The following is a 17,879-nucleotide window of genomic DNA, read 5'->3' on the forward strand; positions in this document are numbered from 1 at the left end:
TAGAGGTGTGCTTATGCTGTTGGAATTGTCCATTCGCAACTTGGCGGTTATCGAGCATGTCGAGCTTCATTGCAAATCCGGCTTCCATGTGCTGACAGGAGAAACCGGCGCGGGAAAATCGATCATCATCGACGCCTTGAGCTTGATCGCCGGAGGACGAAGCTCCGCGGACCTCGTTCGTTATGGGAGCGATAAGGCTTCTATTGAAGCTATGTTTCACGTCAAGGCCGATCATCCGGTGTGGGAAGCGATGTCACGCCTTGGGATAGAAGGGGATGCGGAGGAGCATCTTATTATTCGAAGGGAAATATCGGCTGCTGGCAAAAGCACAAGCCGGGTGAACGGACAGCTTGTCAATTTGGCGATGCTCAAGGAGATCGGATCATGGCTCGTTAACATTCACGGACAGCATGAGCATCAATCTTTGTTTAATACCGAGGAGCATATTCGCTTCCTTGACCTATACGGCGACACGGAGATCGCCGCTTATAAGTCGGCCTATACCCGAGCTTACGGCGGCTATCAGAGCATACGCAAGCAGGTGAGGGAGCTTCAGGAGACGAGCCAGAAGGCGCTGCAGATGGCCGATCTGTACAAGTTCCATCTGGAGGAGATTCAGGCTGCGAAGCTGAAGCCGGGCGAGGACGAGGCTCTCCAGGAGGAGAAGCGCAAGCTGTCGAACGCCGAGCGGCTGTACCAGAACTCTGCGGACGCATACGAGCTGCTGTACGGCGGCAGCAAGGGTCTGGATGCGATCTCCCGCGCGATGCAGAAGCTGCAGGATATCGTATCCTACGACAATGCGAAGCTCCAGCCGCTAGCCGAGCAGCTGCAGTCTGCCTACTACCAGCTCGAGGATGCGGCTTACCAAGTTCGCGACTATCGGGATGAGATAGAATTCAATCCGGCCCGACTCGACTTCATCGAGCAGCGGCTCGATACGATCTCCTCGCTGCGGCGCAAGTATGGTGATTCCGTGGAACAAATTATTGCCTACGCCACGAAGATTGAAGCGGAGCTAAGCGTTATCGAGAATAAGGACGAGCTGCTGCAGCAGCTTCAGCGTGAGGAGCAGCAGGCGCTGGAGGAGCTTAGCCGAGTTGCTGACGAGCTGACCCGCTATCGTATGGCAGCAGCAGAGCGGATGGCTGGCGAGATTATGACCGAGCTGCGGGAGCTGCAGATGGAGCGTACACAGTTCAAGGTTCATTTTAACACCGAGCATGAACGGAGATTTACGCCGGATGGCGCCGATCTCGTCGAATTCCTCATTTCCGCCAATCCGGGTGAGCCGATGCGTTCCTTGAGCAAAATCGCCTCAGGCGGTGAAATATCGCGTATTATGCTCGCGCTGAAGTCGATTTTCTCCCGAATAGACCGCATACCTGTTCTTGTATTCGATGAAGTCGATACAGGCGTGAGCGGCCGTGCTGCGCAGGCGATCGCGGAGAAGATGTCCAAGCTCTCGGGCAGCTGCCAAGTATTCTCCATCACCCATCTGCCGCAGGTCGCCTGCATGGCGGATGTTCATTATTTAATACAGAAGACGACCGACGGCGCCCGAACGTATACACAGATCCATGATTTGGATGAGCAGACGCGCATTAATGAGCTGGCGCGAATGCTGGGCGGCGTTGAGGTGACGGACAAGACGCTGGAGCACGCGCGGGAGATGATTGGACTTGCGGAGCACAAGAAGGCAGTGATGACGTCAGGCTAGAGGAGTGGGAGCATTTTGGAGTTATAAAAGCGGAGGAGAGGGGTTACCTTATAGGTACACAAAAAGGCGGTGCTGCCAAGTAAGCTAGCCGTAGGATCGCTTGCTACATAAGCTGCATGTACATCTACAGGCAGCGAACGGAGCAAGCACGAGGCGCCGCTAACAAAGGAAGCAAGGGAGCGTGAGCGAATTGAGTTCCAACCAGAGAAGAAAATTGCTTGGATTACTGCTCGTCCTCTTCGTTTGTTTGGGTAGCTTGTCCACCCCTTTCCGCAGCTTTGCCTCATTCCCCGAGGAACTTCGATTGTTCACCGGTCAGCACACACAGCTGAAGCTTGCCATGCCAGTTAATGCTCAACTTACGGTTAATCATCCTGAAATTATTAAAGTTAATGGCTCCACCGAGCACTCCTTCCAAATCGATCTGCACAAGCCGATCTCGCTTGAATCGTATCAAGCAGGCCATGCGGAGATGAAGCTGAAGCTGTTCGGTGCGATCCCGCTCAAGACCGTCAAGGTCAACGTCGTGCCTGACCTGAAGGTCATTCCTGGCGGACAGACGATCGGTGTGAAGCTGAAGTCTGCTGGCATCATGGTGGTCGGTCATCATCTTGTGTCGATCGCCGACGATAAGAAGTCTTCCCCAGGTGAGGAGGCCAAAATTCAGCTCGGCGACTTGATCGTCAAGATGAACGGCAAGCCGATCCAGGACGTGACGAAGGTAGCTGATGTCGTGAAGGAAGCGGGGGAGAGCAATAAGCCGCTCATCCTTACCATTGTACGCGGCTCGGAGACGCTCGACATTCCGATCACGCCAGCCTATGATTCGATTGATAAGGCCTATCGATTAGGCTTATACATTCGGGATTCTGCGGCGGGTGTTGGTACTCTGACATTCTACGCGCCGGATCAGGGCGTATACGGAGCGCTCGGCCATGTCATTACGGATATGGATACACAATCGCCGATTGTTGTCGGCGGCGGGGAGATCGTGCATTCCAACGTGACCTCCATCTCCAAGAGCCAGAATGGGGAGCCGGGAGAGAAGCGTGCGCAGTTTTCGCGTGAGAGCAAGGCGATCGGTAACATTGAACGGAATACACAGTTCGGTATTTTTGGTAAAATGTTTCATTCTCCAGAGCATAGCTTGAACAGTAAGGCGCTGCCTGTTGCCTTCGCAGAGGATGTGAAGGAAGGGCCAGCCCACATATACACCGTCATCAACGGGCAGAAGGTGGAGAAATTCGATATCGAGATCGTCCATGTTGCGAAGCAGGATTACCCGGCAACCAAGGGGATGGTCATCAAGATTACAGACCCTCGCTTGCTTGATAAAACTGGCGGTATCGTGCAAGGGATGAGCGGTAGTCCGATTATCCAGAACGGCAAAGTGATTGGAGCAGTGACTCACGTTTTCGTGAACGATCCGACGAGCGGGTACGGCTGCTTCATTGAGTGGATGCTGCAGGATGCAGGCATTATGCTACGCCCATCCGCAGAGTTGAAGGAGAAGGAATCACAACTGAAGGCCAGCTAATGGTCTTCAGTTTTTTTTGATGCGCAAATGTCGATTAATGTATAACTGTGAAATAAATTTTTTATTATAATAGAACAAAGAAAAAAAATCCATAAAAAGATTATTCGACAGAAGGAATTTTCTTCTACGTGTCGAAATCATATATTTAGGTAAATCATGCTACACAGGCGTTTGAATTAGAGGAGGAACATAACGTGCACACAATTGAAGTACTTTTAGCAGATGATAATCGGGAATTTACGAATCTGTTATCTGAATTTATCGATGAGCAGGACGATATGCAGGTGACAGGCGTGGCGTATAACGGTAACGATGTGCTTCGTCTAATTGAGCAGAGCAGCCGTGTGCCAGATGTGTTGATTCTGGACATTATCATGCCTCATCTGGACGGTCTCGGTGTGCTGGAGAAGCTTCGCGAGATGGACTTGAACCCGCAGCCGAAGATTATTATGCTAACAGCGTTCGGTCAAGAAAACATTACGCAAAAAGCGGTTCAGCTTGGCGCCTCCTACTATATTCTTAAGCCGTTCGATATGGAAATATTGACAAACCGCATTCGTCAGCTAGTCGGCTCCGCACAATCGATGCCGATGATGAGCAACTCGAGCCAAGGGCAAATGAAGACGAACGTCGTTCAGCTGCCAAAGACGAAAAACTTGGACGCCAACATTACGACAATTATCCACGAAATCGGTGTACCTGCGCATATTAAAGGGTATCAATATTTGCGTGAAGCGATCACGATGGTGTATAACAACATCGAGATTCTGGGCGCCATTACGAAGACGCTGTATCCGGCGATTGCCGAGAAATATAAGACGACGCCTAGCCGTGTTGAGCGTGCGATTCGTCACGCGATTGAGGTTGCTTGGACGCGCGGCAACATCGACAGCATCAGTCATCTGTTCGGCTACACGATCAACATCTCGAAGTCGAAGCCGACGAATAGCGAATTTATCGCGATGGTGGCGGATAAGCTGCGGATTGAGCACAAGGTGTCGTGAAAGGATAAGCAGTAGCCAATAGATATGGAGTGTGGAGGGCCATTCTTCTTCAGCAGAGGAATGGCTCTTTGGTATACTTGAATTCGCTGGCGTGACTCACATAATAGAGCCGGACCATATGGCCCGGCTCTGTGACATTCGACAGCTAATTGTCATTGTAGTACGACCAAGCTACGGCCGTATGTCGCATTTGTTTTTGATAAAATGAATCTGATTTTCCAGTCGGTTGATCATTTCCACGGTTTCTTTGTCTGAGGAGTTGGACGACTGCTTTAACGACGCGAGCTCTTCTTGCAAGGTATGCAGGTCCTGGCCTGCATTGGAGCAATTGTAGCTGCTTTCCAGCTGATCGATCATTCGGATGCTACCTCCCATGACTCATAAGATCTGTCTAGAGAACAGCTATAGTATGGGATCAAATTGAAGGCTTTATGCCGCTCCCGCTTCAAGCAATTACAGGATGGACTGCTTCTGTAGTTCCCTGGCCTCGTCATGATTTGCTTGTTCCAGCTCCGAGCACTTCTCTTCAATCCATTCCAACCAACCCTCAGGCAGTCGGTCTGCTATGTAGCTTTGCAGCTCCTCCTTCTGAGTCGCGAGCTCATAGATGAGCCGCTCATACGTACGCAGCATCTCGTTGAAATCCAGTCCGATATCATCCATCACCAGCTCTTGAATCGCCTTGTCGTTACGACTTTCACGGAAGCTTTTGGTGAACAAGCCATCGTAAATCTCAACTATCAGACCGTTCTGAACGCGAACAATTTTCTGACATATTTTTTGCATGGAATCTACTCCTTGCACTGGATTGAGATCATTATAACATAACATTATTTAACACGGTGTAGAATTTTGTAAGTGCTTTCTTAATTTTTGGTATTTTTTTGTTGCATACCGATTAACGGGTTCGGACATTTTAGGATAGAAGACAGTGAAGCTTGAAGGACGGCTCATAACAGGGGGACATCGGTGTCGAAAGGAGACGCGAACATGCAGCAGACGGAGATGGAACGTAAGGTGGATTCGTATAAAATTGGGGTCGGTCACATGATGGACCACTTGCCTACGATGGTTCAGGCGTATAACCATTTCACAGGTGAATGCTTCGCAGACGGGGCGCTTGACGCTAAGCAGAAGCAGCTGATTGCACTCGGCATTAGTTTGTTCGCGAACAATGAGGTGTGCACCTATTATCACGTTCAGGAGGCAATCAGCAAGGGGGCAACCAAGGCTGAAATTATGGAGGCAACGGCTGTTGCCGCAGCCGTCGGCAGCGGACATACGCTGTCACAGGGTGTGACGAGAGTTCAGAAGGCGCTCGAGACGCTCACAGCTGGTACGCAGTAATGGAATACGTAAAGCCTCCGCCTGAAGGTCGGAGGCTATTTGCGTTTATACGTTGATCAGCGCCGGTTCCGCTTCTCTCGGAATCGAGGCGCTACATAATTACGCTTGCGATCGCGGAAGAACGTCCAGCCTCCGATGAAGGCGACGCCAAGCGCGAATAAGATAAAGCCTATGATCAGCTTCCACCAGAGTATGCTGCCGTCGCTCGTGTTGAATTGCGCGAACCAGGCATCCTTCATCGCGAGGAAGCCGTAGGTCGCCATTAACCCTGGAATAACAAGAAGTAATATCGCAATAAAGCGTTGAAATGCTGCCTTCATGTGTAAGCTCCTTCAGTCTAAGAGTATCCAGCCTTCTTTTATTCATACACGATATACGTTAACATATTTTATTGAACAATTCATCGCAATTCACAAATTGGACTATATTTCTACGGTAAATTAAGGTTAAAATAATAGAATACTAGCTTCGGGAGGGAATCCAATGTCTGAAACGTTTGACACGATCGTGCTCGGAGGCGGCATCGGCGGCTACACAGCTGCGATTCGCGCAGCTCAGCTCGGCCGAACAGTTGCGATTGTGGAGCAGGACAAGCTCGGTGGCACATGTCTACATCGTGGCTGTATTCCAAGCAAGGCGCTGCTGCGCAGTGCAGAGCTGTACGCTCAGATGAAGGAGAGCGAGAGCTTCGGCATTATCGCCGAGGCGGTGAAGCTGGATTACCGTAAAGTATCAGAGCGTAAGAGCGCAATCGTAGAGCAGCTGTACCAAGGCGTCCAATATTTGATGAGTAAAAATAAAATAACGGTATTCCAAGGTGTCGGCCGCATTATCGGTCCGTCGATCTTCTCGCCGCGCAGCGGTACGGTATCGGTCGAGCAGGCGGATGGGGAGATCTTAAATATTGTGCCTTCGCAGCTCATCATTGCGACCGGCTCGAGACCGCGTATGCTGCCGGGCCTCGAGGCGGACGGTCAATATGTACTGACAAGCGATGATATTCTTCGATTGGAGGAGCTGCCGCAGTCAATCGTGATCGTAGGAGGAGGCGTCATCGGCGTCGAATGGGCGTCGATGCTGAACGACTTCGGCGTCGAGGTCACGGTAGTCGAGTATGCGCCGCGGCTAGTACCCTCCGAGGACGAGGATGTGTCACGTGAGCTGGAGAGGCTGCTGAAGCGTAGGGGAGTAAGCGTACTCACTAGCGCCAAGCTACTAACCGATACCGTCGAACGTGGAGCTGAAGCTTCGCAAGGGCCCGGTGTGAAGCTCCAGATTGAGCGCAAGGGCGAGCGTCAGCAGCTGTCTGCTCAAGCGATGCTTGTCTGCGTCGGACGTCAAGCGAATATCGAAGGAATTGGCCTCGAGAATACGGATGCGCGCGTGGAGAACGGGTTCATCAAGGTGAATGCGAACAAGCAGACGGCGGAGCTCCATATCTATGCGGTCGGTGATTGTATCGGCGGGCTGCAGCTGGCCCATGCGGCAGCACATGAAGGTATAGCCGCAGCCGAGCATGGCGCAGGACTGAAGCCGACTGCTTATGCGGAGCACCAGATTCCAAGATGCGTCTACACGCGTCCGGAGATCGCATCTGTCGGCTGGACGGAGCAGCAGGCGAAGGAGAAGGGGCTGCAGGTGAAGACGGCGAAGCTCAGCTTCCAGTCGCTAGGCAAGGCGAAGGTGCTCGGCGAGACGGATGGCTTCGTCAAGGTCATTGCAGATCAAGCAACCGGCGATATTGTCGGCGTTCATCTGATTGGCGCTCATGCGACTGACATGATCGCTGAGGCGGCGCTTGCTCAGCTGCTGCAGGCGACCCCTTGGGAGGTCGGACAGACGATCCATCCGCACCCGACATTGTCCGAGCTGATGGGCGAAGCGATGCTGGCGGTGGATGGCCAATCGATCAGCTTTTGACCCTAATTAGATCGTATTGATGAAATTGTGTTCATAACCGAATCCGACTATAATATACTTATAGCGTCAAGTATTAGCACCAGGTTATAAATTCTTCGCACGCATAAGCGATTCGTACACGGAGGAGGCGTTAGCCCCATGTCTATCGGACATACGACTAAGCATCACCAGCTCGGATTGACAGATGAACAAGTCATCGAGATGTACATATACATGCAGACGGCCCGCATGTACGACGAGCGCGGCTTCGTGCTGCAGCGCTCCGGCAAGGTAGCGTTCCACGTATCAGGCATTGGCCAGGAGACGGCGCAGGTGGCGGCAGCTTACGCGCTCGAGAAGGGAGTCGATTACTGCCTCCCTTATTACCGCGACTACGGCGTCGTATTGACGCTCGGCATGTCGCTCAGAGAGCTCATGCTGTCGGTGTTCGCCAAAGCCGAGGATCCTAATAGCGGGGGTCGGCAGATGCCGGGTCACTTCAGTCACCGGAAGCTGAACATCGTCACAGGCTCGAGTCCAGTTACGACTCAAGTCCCGCATGCTGTCGGCATTGCGCTCGCAGCGAAGATGAAGGGCGAGCAGAAGGTGTCGTTCGTGACGTTCGGCGATGGCTCGAGCAACCAGGGCGATTTCCATGAAGGGTGTAATTTCGCCGGGGTGCATAAGCTTCCGGTTATCTTCATGTGCGAGAACAATCAATATGCGATCTCGGTGCCGCTGCATAAGCAGATGGCGGGCAGTATCGCGGAGCGTGCGCTCGGCTACGGCTTCCCAGGTATTCGCGTGGACGGTCGTGACCCGCTAGAGGTGTACCGCGTCGTGAAGGAGGCGCGCGAGCGTGCGCTGCGCGGCGAAGGTCCTACACTGATCGAAGCGGTCATGTACCGCATTCCGCCACACTCGACAGCTGACAACGATCTGCTGTACCGGACGAAGGAAGAGGTAGAGGAGGAGCGGGGGAAGGACGGTCTGCCTCGCTTCCGCCAATATTTACTCGACTGCGGCATCTGGTCAGAGGGGCAGGAGGAGGAGCTGAGAGCTCGTCTGAAGCAGGAGCTGACGGATGCGACAACCTATGCGGAGCAGGCGCCGTTCCCGAAGCCGGAGGACACGCTGCTGCATGTGTACGGTACGGAAGAGGAGGGAGCGACATGGCGGTAATTACATACCTGGAAGCGATTCGCTCTGCCATGCGAGAAGAGATGGAGCGGGACGAGAACGTATTCGTACTCGGCGAGGACGTCGGTCCGAAGGGCGGCGTTATGAACGTGACGAAGGGCTTGTACGAGCAGTTCGGCGAGGCTCGAGTGCTCGACACGCCACTTGCCGAGTCGGCGATAGCGGGCGTTGCGATCGGCGCCGCGATGAACGGGATGCGTCCGATTGCCGAGATGCAGTATGCGGACTTCATCTTCCCGGCGACGAATCAGATCGTCAGCGAAGCGGCATTGATCCGCTACCGCTCGAACAACGATTGGCATTGCCCGATCGTCATTCGCGCTCCTTATGGAGCAACCGGAGGCGGAGCGCTCTACCACTCACAGTGTCCGGAGTCTGTATTCTTCGGCGTGCCGGGTCTTAAGATCGTAGCTCCATCCGATCCGTACGACGCCAAGGGCTTGTTGAAGGCGGCCGTACGCGATGCGGATCCTGTGCTTTATTTTGAGCATAAGAAGTGTTACTTAAGCATTACGGGCGAGGTGCCGGACGACGATTACATCGTGCCGATCGGCAAGGCGAAGGTGAAGCGGGAAGGGACCGATATTACGGTCATCTCCTATGGAATTACGGTGCAATATGCGCTGAGAGCTGCTGAGGAGCTGTCCGAGGAGGAGGGCATCAGCGTGCACGTGCTCGATTTGCGCACACTGCAGCCGCTCGATACGGACGCTGTGCTTGAGGCGGCGGCGAAGACTGGCAAGGTGCTGATCGTCCATGAAGCGAACAAGACCGGCGGCGTCGGTGGCGAGGTCGCTGCGCTGATCGCGGAGCATCTGCTGTTCGAGCTTGATGCGCCGATTATGCGTCTATGCGGACCGGACGTGCCCGCTGTCGGGATGAACCCGCCGATGGAGAAGTTTTACTTATTGAACACCGAGAAGATCAAGGACGAGATGCGCAAGCTCGCCTTGTTCTAATTCATACACAGGGCGGCTTGGCCTCATGCAGGCTGCAGCCGCTCATGCTTTGGGGGAGGTAGACGAGATGAGCGAGTCAAGGAAGGGAACGGAGGTACCCGTACCTCATCTTGCGGAAAGTCTGGTGTCGGCTACAGTCGGCAAGTGGCTGAAGCAGCCGGGGGATTACATTGAGCAATACGACGTGCTGTGCGAGCTGATTACGGATAAGGTGACGGTCGAGATGCCTTCACCGATCGAGGGAACGCTGCTGCAATTGCTCGTGCCGGACGGGGCGACAGCAGCTGTAGGCGAAGCGCTCTGCCTGATCGAGGAGCCGCAGCGGGCTGCGACAGGCTCAGGCGCGGGTCAGCCGATGTCGTCGACAGTCGCTGTGGCTACTGCTGGAGCAGAGACGGCAGCTGCAGGACCGATGAGCGCACGTTATTCACCTGCCGTGCTGAAGCTGGCGGCCGAGCATCAGATCTCGCTTGCGGACGTGCGAGGTACAGGTATTGGCGGGCGCATTACACGTAAGGACGTGGAGGCGTATGTGGCAGCCGGCGGAGCGAGCCGCAGCGCGTCGACGGGTAGTGCAGTAGATGGTGGACTGCACGCCGCTTCGGCTGGAGCAGCCGGCGCGAGACAGGCAGCCGCGGCAGGGCGTACAGCGGAGCAGGCCATTACGGGCGGCGAGGCCGATGTATCCGAGGTGAACCGCAGAGCGGCGCAGCATGCCGCGGAGCAGGGCGTATTCGCAGCTGCGCCACCGAGGGTGGAGGTGCGGACCTCGGGTCTTCATCTGTCGCAGGTGCCTCAGCTGACGAATGTGGAGGCTGAAGGGCATGAGCTGCACGGCCGCGGCGAATATTTGGTCGACGTGACGCCGATGCGCAACGCCATCGCCAGACAGATGCGTCAGAGCAAGTCGGAGATTCCTCACGCGTGGACGATGATCGAGGTCGATGTCACGAATCTGGTGCTGCTGCGCAACAAGCTGAAGGGGGAATTCCAGAAGCAGGAGGGCGTGAACCTGACGTACTTGGCCTTCGTGCTGAAGGCGGTCGTGAGCGCGATCAAGGATTACCCGATCATGAACTCCGTCTGGGCTACGGACAAGATTATCGTGAAGCGAGACATTAACATATCGCTCGCAATAGGTACGGAGGACTTCCTGGTTACCCCGGTCATCAAGAAGGCGGATCAGCTGAACATCGCGGGACTTGCCCGCGAGATCGATCTGCTGACGCGTAAGGCAAGAGCGGGCAAGCTGACGCTCGACGAGATGCAGGGCGGAACATTTACGGTGAATAATACGGGGTCCTTCGGCTCGATCTTGTCGTATCCGGTCATTAACTATCCGCAGGCGGCGATCTTGTCGCTCGAGTCGATTGTGAAGCGGCCGGTCGTCATTCAAGATATGATCGCCGTCCGCTCCATGGTCAACCTGTGTCTGTCGCTCGATCACCGCATTCTCGACGGCATCGTCTGCGGACGGTTCCTGCAGCGCGTCAAGGAAAATCTTGAGGGCTACAATCAGGATACACAGGTATACTAAGCTTGTCAGCCGCTTAAGCTGTTAAGAAGCAGCTAGATGAAGCTGCCGATCGCCATCAGAATCGTGGACAGCACCATGGCGATCAACGTGACGTAGATGACGATTTTGAATATAAGCTTGTTCTGCAAGACGTGTCAGCTCCTTTCGATGGGGGATTACACACTTAATCCTATCATAACTCAATCTTCGTATGGGAGGAAAGAAGTCAATGATCCAGCAGCAGCGTTTGGTTGAGGAATTCATGGAGCTTGTACAGATTGACAGTGAGACCCGCAGTGAGCAGCGAATCGCCGAGGTGTTGAAGCAGAAGTTCTCCGCGCTCGGACTGACGGTGCAGGAGGACGACTCGATGAGCCGCACCGGACACGGCGCGAACAATCTGTTCTTCACGCTGTCGGCCTCGGAGGGAGTGACAGCACCTAAGCTGTTCTTCACCTCGCATATGGATACGGTGACGCCGGGCAAGGGCATTAAGCCGCAGCTGGGCGAGGACGGGTACATTCGCAGTGACGGCACGACCATACTCGGCGCGGATGACAAGGCGGGGATTGCCGCCATGCTGGAGGCGATTCGAGTGCTGAAGGAGCAGCAGCTCGCCCACGGACAGCTGCAATTCGTCATTACCGCGGGAGAAGAGGCAGGACTGAAGGGTGCTCGGGCGATGGACCCGAAGCTGCTGGATGCCGACTTCGGCTATGCGCTCGATTCGAACGGAGCGATCGGAGATATTGCGGTTGCCGCCCCGACCCAGGCCAAAATTACGATCACGTTCCTCGGACGCTCCGCCCATGCAGGCGTGAATCCGGAGGACGGCGTCAGCGCCATTACGGTCGCGGCCAAGGCGATCTCGCGGATGCGGCTCGGCCGCATCGACAAGGAGACGACCGCGAACATCGGCCGCTTCGAAGGTGGCGTCGAGGGCGCGACGAACATCGTCGTCGAGAAGGCGAGGCTCGAGGCTGAGGCGCGCAGTCTGACGCAGGCTCGCCTTGACGAGCAGGTCGCCGCGATGCGTGAGGCGTGCCAGAGCGTCGCTGACGAGATGGGCGCGAAGCTCGACTTCCAGAGCGAGATCATCTACCCGGCGTACATGTACGACGACGAGGCGCCGGTCGTGAAGCTGGCGAAGCAGGCGCTGACGAGCATCGGCTGCACCCCGCGGACGTTCCACTCCGGCGGCGGCAGCGACGCGAACGTGTTCAACGGCTTCGGCGTACCGACCGTGAATCTTGCAGTCGGGTACGTCGACATTCACACGACGCAGGAGCGCATTGCCGTCAGCGATCTCGTCAAGACAGCGGAGAGCGTCGTTGCAATCGTCCGTCAAGTTCAGGCTTGACGCTTGCTCCATGCACATCCAGAAACCGCCGACTGCGTATGCGAGATCGGCGGTTTTGCTATATACCAACGAGTCCGCTCATCTACTCGGCACGAGGTACAAGCTTAAGCGCGGCTCGCCTGTGGACTCTCAGACTGTCGGCGGCATAACGGACAGCTGGCTTGCGTAGCGTCATCTTGCCGCTCGGCTCGATGACGCGGCCGCCGAGGAATTCGTCGAGCGTCGCATCGCGCCCGGCTTGCTCCAGCTGCTGCTTCAAGTAATGACGAATTTCCCAGCACTTCCCGACAAGACGCAATTGACGATCGGCCGCATATATTTTCATAGAGTTCCACCCGCCTTTCATAGTTTTATAGTAGAGCCTATGCGAAGGTGACGGGTCGTATACCTGTTTATTTGAACTTGAATGGTATAGATGAAGTCCGGCTAACGCACACGATCCATGAACATAAGGGAGAGAATAAGACGATGACACGATCCGTTCCAAAAAAATTCGAGGAAGTCACTATATCCACGCAGCCGATCTTCCAAGGCAAAATCATCTCATTGCAGGTCGATACGGTCCGCTTGCCCGACGGCGGCGAGGCGACTCGCGAAATCGTGAAGCATCCGGGAGCTGTCGCGGTGCTGGCGCTCACAGAGGACGATCGGATGATCGTTGTCGAGCAATACCGCAAGCCGCTGGAGAAGAGCCAGGTCGAGATTCCAGCCGGTAAGCTGGACGGCGCGGAGGACCCGCTGGAGGCGGCCAGACGTGAGCTCGAGGAGGAGACCGGCTACACGTCGGCGTCGATCCGCCACGTCGCTTCCTTCTATACGTCGCCGGGCTTCGCCGATGAGCTGCTGCATCTGTACGTGGCGGACAAGCTCACGAGCGGCGAGAGCAGACCGGACGAGGACGAGTTCCTCGAGGCAGAAGCGATCACGCTGGAGGAGGCGCAGACGTACATTCGAGAGCAGCGCATCAGCGATGCGAAGACGATTCTCGCCGTCTATGCGTGGCGGCTGTACAAGCTGACCGGCTCGTTCGAGTAGTAGCGACGATGAGCCTGAATACGTATTACGCCGATCTGCACATCCATATCGGACGTACGGAAGCGGGAGCGGCCGTGAAGATCAGTGCGGCGAACAATTTGACGTTCTACAACATTGCGCGAGAGGCGTCAGAGCGCAAGGGGATGGACATCGTCGGCATCATCGACTGCCATTCGCCCGGCGTGCAGGAGGAGCTGCTGCATTACTTGCAGCAGGGGGAGATGACAGAGCTGCCAGGAGGCGGCATCCGCTACCGCGAGTCGACGCTCATTCTCGGCTGCGAGCTGGAGGTACGGGAGCCCGGCATGAATGCCGCGCATGTGCTCGCTTATTTCCCGACGCTGGCCGACATGCAGAGCTTCACCGAATATTTGCGCCGTTATATGAAAAATGTACAGCTCAGCTCGCAGCGCGTCTACGTGCCAGTGCGAGAGCTGCAGCGGGAGGTCGTGCAGCGTGGCGGCCTGTTCGTCCCGGCGCACATCTTCACGCCGCATAAGAGCGTGTACGGCAGCTGCTGCGCGCGTATGGACGAGCTGCTTGAGCCGGAGCTGCTCGCAGCGGTGGAGCTCGGGCTCAGCGCCGATTCGACCATGGCGGGCTACATCAGCGAGCTGGACCGCTATACGTTCCTGACGAATTCGGATGCGCATTCGCTGCCGAAGATCGGCAGAGAGTACAACAAGCTGCTCCTTACGGAGCCGACGTTCGCCGAGCTTCGCCTTGCCCTCGCCCGTGCCGAAGGGAGGCAGGTGCTCGCCAACTATGGCCTCAATCCGCGTCTTGGCAAATACCATCGCACGTACTGCGCGGCCTGCGAATCGATCGTGGACGAGCAAGGGGCGTCTGTCGTCGAGAGGTGCCTCTATTGCGGCAGCCCGAAGCTGGTGCGCGGAGTCATGGACCGGATCGCCGCGATTGCGGATCGGCAAGAGTCCTTCGTGCCGCCGCACCGTCCGCCGTACATCTACCAGGTGCCGCTCGAGTATGTGCCCGGACTCGGGCCGAAGACGATGAATCGGCTGCTCGAGCGATTCGGCACCGAGATGAACATGCTCCACCGCGCCTCCTTCGAGGAGCTGGCCGATACCGCGGGCGAAGCGATCGCCGCGTATCTCATGGCGGCGCGCAGCGGTCAGCTGCAGCTCGAGTCAGGGGGCGGCGGCAAGTACGGCAAGGTGCGCAGCAGACGGTAGCAGGCTCGGCTGTAGGCACAGGCAGGCCAGGCTGCTGGCCGACAAGGTGGTTGACGTCTTTTTTTCGCCACACGGAGACAGTCTTGCGACTTGAACAAGCCTCCGTCATATTCATCCGCTTGTCCGCATACGATCTAGTAGATGGGATATGGACAAGGGGGACTTGACGATGGCGCGCAGAAGCAGTCTGGATGCATACATGAAGGAGCATATGTCTCTCTATATATTCGTAGGTGTCATCTTCATCACAGGAGTTGTGTTCGGAGCGATTATGGTCAACGCGCTGTCCATGGAGCAGAAGGAGGACATCTCCCGCTACCTCGGACATTTCTTCACGCTAGTGAATCAGGGCTCGCTCGATGGTGAGGCGAAGGTGTCGTTCACGCAGACGCTGACGCTCCATCTGAAGTGGGTGCTGCTGATCTGGCTGCTCGGGATGTCGGTAATCGGTCTGCCGCTGATCTTAATTCTTGATTTCCTCAAGGGTGTGCTGATCGGCTTCACCGTTGGCTATATGGTCGGGACGCTGTCTTGGAAAGGTCTGATGTTCGCCTTCGTCTCGGTCGTACCGCAAAATCTGATCGTCATTCCGGTGCTCATCGTGTGCAGCGTCACCGCCGTCTCGTTCACGATTCATCTGGTGAAAAATCGTTTCATCCAGAAAAAGGGTGCGCTCCTCGAGCCGCTGCTCCAGTTCTCCGGCATTACAGTCGCCTCGGGAGTGCTGCTCGTCGGCGTGGCGATGTTCGAGGCGTACGTGTCGCCGACGATGATGAAGTGGGTCACACCGATGCTCGTCACGCTGGGCATAGGCTAAAACGTTTGACTTTACGCAGGTCCTCCTCCTATAATGGTAGCATAACTTGACATTCCCGAATCCGCGCTTGTGTTAGGCAGCCTGTAGCGGATTGTTGGCAGCCGTAGGGGGAGGAGCATGGAATCTCGGATTGAGAAAATTAAACAGCAGCTGCAGTCGCAAGGTTACAAGCTGACGCCCCAACGGGAAGCGACCGTTCGCGTGCTTCTGGAGCACGAGGAGGATCATCTGAGCGCCGAGGATGTGTTCATGCTCGTGAAGGACAAGGCGCCTGAGATTGGACTAGCTACGGTATATCGGACATTGGAGCTGCTCAGCGAGCTGCATGTTGTGGAGAAAATGAACTTCGGCGACGGTGTCGCCCGTTACGATCTGCGTAGCGACAGCTCTCATCATCATCATCACCATCTGATTTGCGTGCAGTGCGGCTCGGTCGATGAGATTATGGAAGACTGGCTCGGAGAGCTCGAGGAGCGGCTTGAGCGCGAGTTCGGCTTTCATGTACTGGATCATCGGCTCGACTTCCAAGGCATTTGCCACCGCTGCAAGGACAAGAACACGACCACTTAAGCAATCGAACCTTCAACTGCACTTCGGACAGGTGAAGGTTTTTTTCTATCCACTCGACTGCATCGGAGTTCATGTTTTTCGACTAAATGGTAAATCCTATACGAAGCAATTCATATACGGGAGGCGACGGATATGATCATAGGCGTAGCGAAGGAGATTAAAAACAACGAAAATCGCGTGGCTCTCACGCCAGGCGGTGCGGCAATGCTGTCGGCTGCCGGTCATCAGGTGCTGGTGGAGACGGGCGCAGGGGCAGGCAGCGGCTTCGCCGATGACGACTACGTCAAGGAAGGCGCGGAGCTGGTACCCACGGCTGCGGAGGTGTGGGGACGCGCGGAGCTGTTGATGAAGGTCAAGGAGCCGCTGCCTGAGGAGTTCGGCTACTTCCGCGAAGGGCTGACGCTGTTCACGTATCTACATCTGGCGGCTGAGCCGAAGCTGACGCAGGCGCTCGTTCAGTCGAAGATGACGGGCATCGCCTACGAGACGATCCAGCTGCCGACAGGCGGACTGCCGCTGCTGACGCCGATGAGCGAGGTAGCGGGCCGGATGTCGGTGCAGGTGGGGGCGCAGTTCCTCGAGCAGTTCTACGGCGGACGCGGTATTCTGCTTGGGGGCGTGCCGGGCGTTCCACCTGCAGATGTGATCATTCTCGGCGGTGGGGTCGTCGGGACGAATGCGGCGAAGATCGCGCTAGGTATGGGGGCGAACGTCGTGCTCATCGACCGCAGTGCAGACCGTCTGCGTTACCTCGACGATGTGTTCCTGGGACGTATACGGACGCTGATGTCGAATCCGTACAATATCGCGAACGCGGTGCAGAAGGCGGATCTTCTCATCGGGGCGGTGCTCATTCCGGGGGCGAAGGCGCCGAAGCTCGTCACCGAGGACATGGTGCGGACGATGAAGCCGGGCGCCGTCATTGTCGATGTGGCGGTCGATCAGGGCGGCTCGATCGAGACGATCGATCGCGTCACGACGCACAGCGACCCGGTCTACTTGAAGCACGGCGTCATCCATTATGCAGTAGCGAATATGCCGGGCGCTGTGCCGCGTACGTCTACGCTTGCGCTGACCAATGTGACGATTACATACGCGCTGGAGCTGGCCAATAAGGGTGTAACTCGCGCTCTGTATGGCAACCCGCCGTTGAAGCTTGGCGTGAATACGTATCAGGGTCATGTGACGCACGCAGCGGTCGCGGAGGCGGTCGGTCTGCCATTCGCAGGCCTTGATTCCTTGCTGCCGATCAGCTGACGCTTGAGGACGACTAACGGATGTAGGCGATCGGGTTGAGCTTGTAGCTTGTCAACATATTTGCACCATCTGCATCATAGTCTACTCTTAAGAGCAGCCTCTCCCATAACGAGGGAGGAGGCTGCACGAAGGAGGATGGCTATGATTTTTCATATTCGGATTGGACGCTGGCTTCAGCGGGCGCGGTTTGCGGTCTTGTTCATCGTATTTACATTCGCACTGTATCAGCTGCTGCTCTTTGTGACGCCGTTCTTGAACCCGATGTCCAAGTACAAGGAGCCTGAGGGGCGAGCGGTTAAGGTGTTTCAGAACGAGACGGCGGTTGCCGGGCAATCGCAGGCGATGGGGGAGCGACTTAAGCTCTTTTATTGGATCGGGGAATAAAGGAAGGCTAACGGAAGCTTGATCATGCTGGACATGTTGGGCATGCAAAAATTTGTTCGCATGATCTTTCACCGTCAA

Annotated in this window: 20 protein-coding genes; 15 read left to right on the forward strand and 5 right to left on the reverse strand. The window is 55.8% G+C overall.

All coding sequences use genetic code 11. The annotated features are described in order from the left end of the window. The first annotated feature begins 13 nt into the window (after positions 1-13). From recN to spo0A, 3 genes are all read left to right on the forward strand, one after another. Positions 14-1,720 carry a DNA repair protein RecN gene (gene recN, locus PAE68_RS10470; protein WP_281886693.1) on the forward strand — a complete coding sequence of 569 codons (1,707 nt, stop codon included), beginning with the start codon at positions 14-16 and terminating at the stop codon, positions 1,718-1,720. Between the two features lie 190 nt (positions 1,721-1,910). After that, positions 1,911-3,257, forward strand: coding sequence for a SpoIVB peptidase (gene spoIVB / locus PAE68_RS10475; protein ID WP_281891005.1), 1,347 nt, complete (start codon positions 1,911-1,913; stop codon positions 3,255-3,257). A gap of 194 nt (positions 3,258-3,451) precedes the next feature. Further along, entirely contained in the window at positions 3,452-4,261 is an 810-nt protein-coding gene (gene spo0A / locus PAE68_RS10480) for a sporulation transcription factor Spo0A (protein ID WP_281886695.1), read from the forward strand. A gap of 171 nt (positions 4,262-4,432) precedes the next feature. Here spo0A and PAE68_RS10485 read toward each other — a convergent pair whose 3' ends face one another. Together PAE68_RS10485 and PAE68_RS10490 are read right to left on the reverse strand one after the other, a co-directional pair. Further along, on the reverse strand, positions 4,433-4,618 hold the full coding sequence (locus PAE68_RS10485; RefSeq protein WP_281886697.1) for a DUF2524 domain-containing protein: 186 nt from the start codon (positions 4,616-4,618) through the stop codon (positions 4,433-4,435). 96 nt (positions 4,619-4,714) lie between these two features. Continuing rightward, positions 4,715-5,047, reverse strand: a complete 333-nt coding sequence (locus PAE68_RS10490; RefSeq protein ID WP_281886700.1) for a hypothetical protein — start codon at positions 5,045-5,047, stop codon at positions 4,715-4,717. Between the two features lie 204 nt (positions 5,048-5,251). Here PAE68_RS10490 and PAE68_RS10495 point away from each other — a divergent pair, with 204 nt between their 5' ends. After that, positions 5,252-5,608, forward strand: coding sequence for a carboxymuconolactone decarboxylase family protein (locus PAE68_RS10495; RefSeq protein ID WP_281891007.1), 357 nt, complete (start codon positions 5,252-5,254; stop codon positions 5,606-5,608). Positions 5,609-5,664: 56 nt separating this feature from the next. Here the strand turns inward: PAE68_RS10495 and PAE68_RS10500 are convergent, their stop codons facing one another. Further along, positions 5,665-5,928, reverse strand: a complete 264-nt coding sequence (locus PAE68_RS10500; RefSeq protein WP_281886701.1) for a DUF2627 domain-containing protein — start codon at positions 5,926-5,928, stop codon at positions 5,665-5,667. A 163-nt stretch (positions 5,929-6,091) separates the two neighbouring features. Here PAE68_RS10500 and lpdA point away from each other — a divergent pair, with 163 nt between their 5' ends. The 4 genes from lpdA to PAE68_RS10520 all read left to right on the forward strand — a co-directional run bounded on the left by lpdA (position 6,092) and on the right by PAE68_RS10520 (position 11,203). Then, a complete protein-coding gene (lpdA, locus tag PAE68_RS10505) occupies positions 6,092-7,528 on the forward strand; it encodes a dihydrolipoyl dehydrogenase (RefSeq protein ID WP_281886704.1) in 1,437 nt (478 codons plus the stop codon). 138 nt (positions 7,529-7,666) lie between these two features. Then, positions 7,667-8,689 (forward strand): thiamine pyrophosphate-dependent dehydrogenase E1 component subunit alpha, encoded by a 1,023-nt coding sequence (locus PAE68_RS10510; RefSeq protein ID WP_281886706.1) that lies wholly within the window; start codon positions 7,667-7,669, stop codon positions 8,687-8,689. Further along, on the forward strand, positions 8,680-9,666 hold the full coding sequence (locus PAE68_RS10515; protein ID WP_281886708.1) for an alpha-ketoacid dehydrogenase subunit beta: 987 nt from the start codon (positions 8,680-8,682) through the stop codon (positions 9,664-9,666). The genes PAE68_RS10510 and PAE68_RS10515 overlap by 10 nt, the downstream gene beginning before the upstream one ends. Before the next feature lie 67 nt (positions 9,667-9,733). After that, a complete protein-coding gene (locus PAE68_RS10520) occupies positions 9,734-11,203 on the forward strand; it encodes a dihydrolipoamide acetyltransferase family protein (protein ID WP_281886710.1) in 1,470 nt (489 codons plus the stop codon). Positions 11,204-11,235: 32 nt separating this feature from the next. On the opposite strand, the gene prli42 is transcribed toward PAE68_RS10520, so the two are convergent. Beyond that, complete coding sequence (gene prli42, locus PAE68_RS10525; protein WP_281886712.1) at positions 11,236-11,331, reverse strand: stressosome-associated protein Prli42; 96 nt, start codon at positions 11,329-11,331, stop codon at positions 11,236-11,238. Positions 11,332-11,411: 80 nt separating this feature from the next. Here prli42 and PAE68_RS10530 point away from each other — a divergent pair, with 80 nt between their 5' ends. Further along, on the forward strand, positions 11,412-12,542 hold the full coding sequence (locus PAE68_RS10530) for a M20/M25/M40 family metallo-hydrolase (RefSeq protein ID WP_281886715.1): 1,131 nt from the start codon (positions 11,412-11,414) through the stop codon (positions 12,540-12,542). 82 nt (positions 12,543-12,624) lie between these two features. Here the strand turns inward: PAE68_RS10530 and mciZ are convergent, their stop codons facing one another. Beyond that, positions 12,625-12,867 (reverse strand): Z-ring formation inhibitor MciZ, encoded by a 243-nt coding sequence (gene mciZ, locus PAE68_RS10535; RefSeq protein ID WP_281886717.1) that lies wholly within the window; start codon positions 12,865-12,867, stop codon positions 12,625-12,627. 143 nt (positions 12,868-13,010) lie between these two features. Between mciZ and PAE68_RS10540 the strand changes: the two genes are divergently transcribed. From PAE68_RS10540 to PAE68_RS10565, 6 genes are all read left to right on the forward strand, one after another. Next, on the forward strand, positions 13,011-13,577 hold the full coding sequence (locus PAE68_RS10540) for an NUDIX domain-containing protein (protein WP_281886719.1): 567 nt from the start codon (positions 13,011-13,013) through the stop codon (positions 13,575-13,577). Between the two features lie 8 nt (positions 13,578-13,585). Continuing rightward, entirely contained in the window at positions 13,586-14,773 is a 1,188-nt protein-coding gene (locus PAE68_RS10545; protein ID WP_281886721.1) for an endonuclease Q family protein, read from the forward strand. Positions 14,774-14,942: 169 nt separating this feature from the next. Continuing rightward, complete coding sequence (gene spoIIM, locus PAE68_RS10550; protein ID WP_281886723.1) at positions 14,943-15,590, forward strand: stage II sporulation protein M; 648 nt, start codon at positions 14,943-14,945, stop codon at positions 15,588-15,590. A 117-nt stretch (positions 15,591-15,707) separates the two neighbouring features. Next, positions 15,708-16,160, forward strand: a complete 453-nt coding sequence (fur, locus tag PAE68_RS10555) for a ferric iron uptake transcriptional regulator (protein WP_281886726.1) — start codon at positions 15,708-15,710, stop codon at positions 16,158-16,160. Between the two features lie 132 nt (positions 16,161-16,292). Continuing rightward, on the forward strand, positions 16,293-17,417 hold the full coding sequence (gene ald / locus PAE68_RS10560; RefSeq protein WP_281886728.1) for an alanine dehydrogenase: 1,125 nt from the start codon (positions 16,293-16,295) through the stop codon (positions 17,415-17,417). 141 nt (positions 17,418-17,558) lie between these two features. Continuing rightward, on the forward strand, positions 17,559-17,801 hold the full coding sequence (locus tag PAE68_RS10565) for a DUF4227 family protein (protein WP_281886731.1): 243 nt from the start codon (positions 17,559-17,561) through the stop codon (positions 17,799-17,801). Positions 17,802-17,879: the final 78 nt, after the last annotated feature.

The organism is Paenibacillus sp. YYML68 (genome assembly GCF_027923405.1).
Lineage (GTDB): Bacteria > Bacillota > Bacilli > Paenibacillales > NBRC-103111 > Paenibacillus_G.

Excerpts from the sequence above, each read along its gene's own strand:
- PAE68_RS10545 (WP_281886721.1), top strand. The coding sequence starts at position 13,586 with ATGAGCCTGAATACGTATTACGCCGATCTGCACATCCATATCGGACGT.
- PAE68_RS10495 (WP_281891007.1), top strand. The coding sequence starts at position 5,252 with ATGCAGCAGACGGAGATGGAACGTAAGGTGGATTCGTATAAAATTGGG.
- PAE68_RS10510 (WP_281886706.1), top strand. The coding sequence starts at position 7,667 with ATGTCTATCGGACATACGACTAAGCATCACCAGCTCGGATTGACAGAT.
- PAE68_RS10540 (WP_281886719.1), top strand. The coding sequence starts at position 13,011 with ATGACACGATCCGTTCCAAAAAAATTCGAGGAAGTCACTATATCCACG.
- lpdA (WP_281886704.1), top strand. The coding sequence starts at position 6,092 with ATGTCTGAAACGTTTGACACGATCGTGCTCGGAGGCGGCATCGGCGGC.
- recN (WP_281886693.1), top strand. The coding sequence starts at position 14 with ATGCTGTTGGAATTGTCCATTCGCAACTTGGCGGTTATCGAGCATGTC.
- fur (WP_281886726.1), top strand. The coding sequence starts at position 15,708 with ATGGAATCTCGGATTGAGAAAATTAAACAGCAGCTGCAGTCGCAAGGT.
- spoIIM (WP_281886723.1), top strand. The coding sequence starts at position 14,943 with ATGGCGCGCAGAAGCAGTCTGGATGCATACATGAAGGAGCATATGTCT.
- PAE68_RS10490 (WP_281886700.1), bottom strand. The coding sequence starts at position 5,047 with ATGCAAAAAATATGTCAGAAAATTGTTCGCGTTCAGAACGGTCTGATA.
- PAE68_RS10515 (WP_281886708.1), top strand. The coding sequence starts at position 8,680 with ATGGCGGTAATTACATACCTGGAAGCGATTCGCTCTGCCATGCGAGAA.
- PAE68_RS10520 (WP_281886710.1), top strand. The coding sequence starts at position 9,734 with ATGAGCGAGTCAAGGAAGGGAACGGAGGTACCCGTACCTCATCTTGCG.
- PAE68_RS10530 (WP_281886715.1), top strand. The coding sequence starts at position 11,412 with ATGATCCAGCAGCAGCGTTTGGTTGAGGAATTCATGGAGCTTGTACAG.
- PAE68_RS10485 (WP_281886697.1), bottom strand. The coding sequence starts at position 4,618 with ATGATCGATCAGCTGGAAAGCAGCTACAATTGCTCCAATGCAGGCCAG.
- ald (WP_281886728.1), top strand. The coding sequence starts at position 16,293 with ATGATCATAGGCGTAGCGAAGGAGATTAAAAACAACGAAAATCGCGTG.
- PAE68_RS10500 (WP_281886701.1), bottom strand. The coding sequence starts at position 5,928 with ATGAAGGCAGCATTTCAACGCTTTATTGCGATATTACTTCTTGTTATT.
- PAE68_RS10565 (WP_281886731.1), top strand. The coding sequence starts at position 17,559 with ATGATTTTTCATATTCGGATTGGACGCTGGCTTCAGCGGGCGCGGTTT.
- mciZ (WP_281886717.1), bottom strand. The coding sequence starts at position 12,867 with ATGAAAATATATGCGGCCGATCGTCAATTGCGTCTTGTCGGGAAGTGC.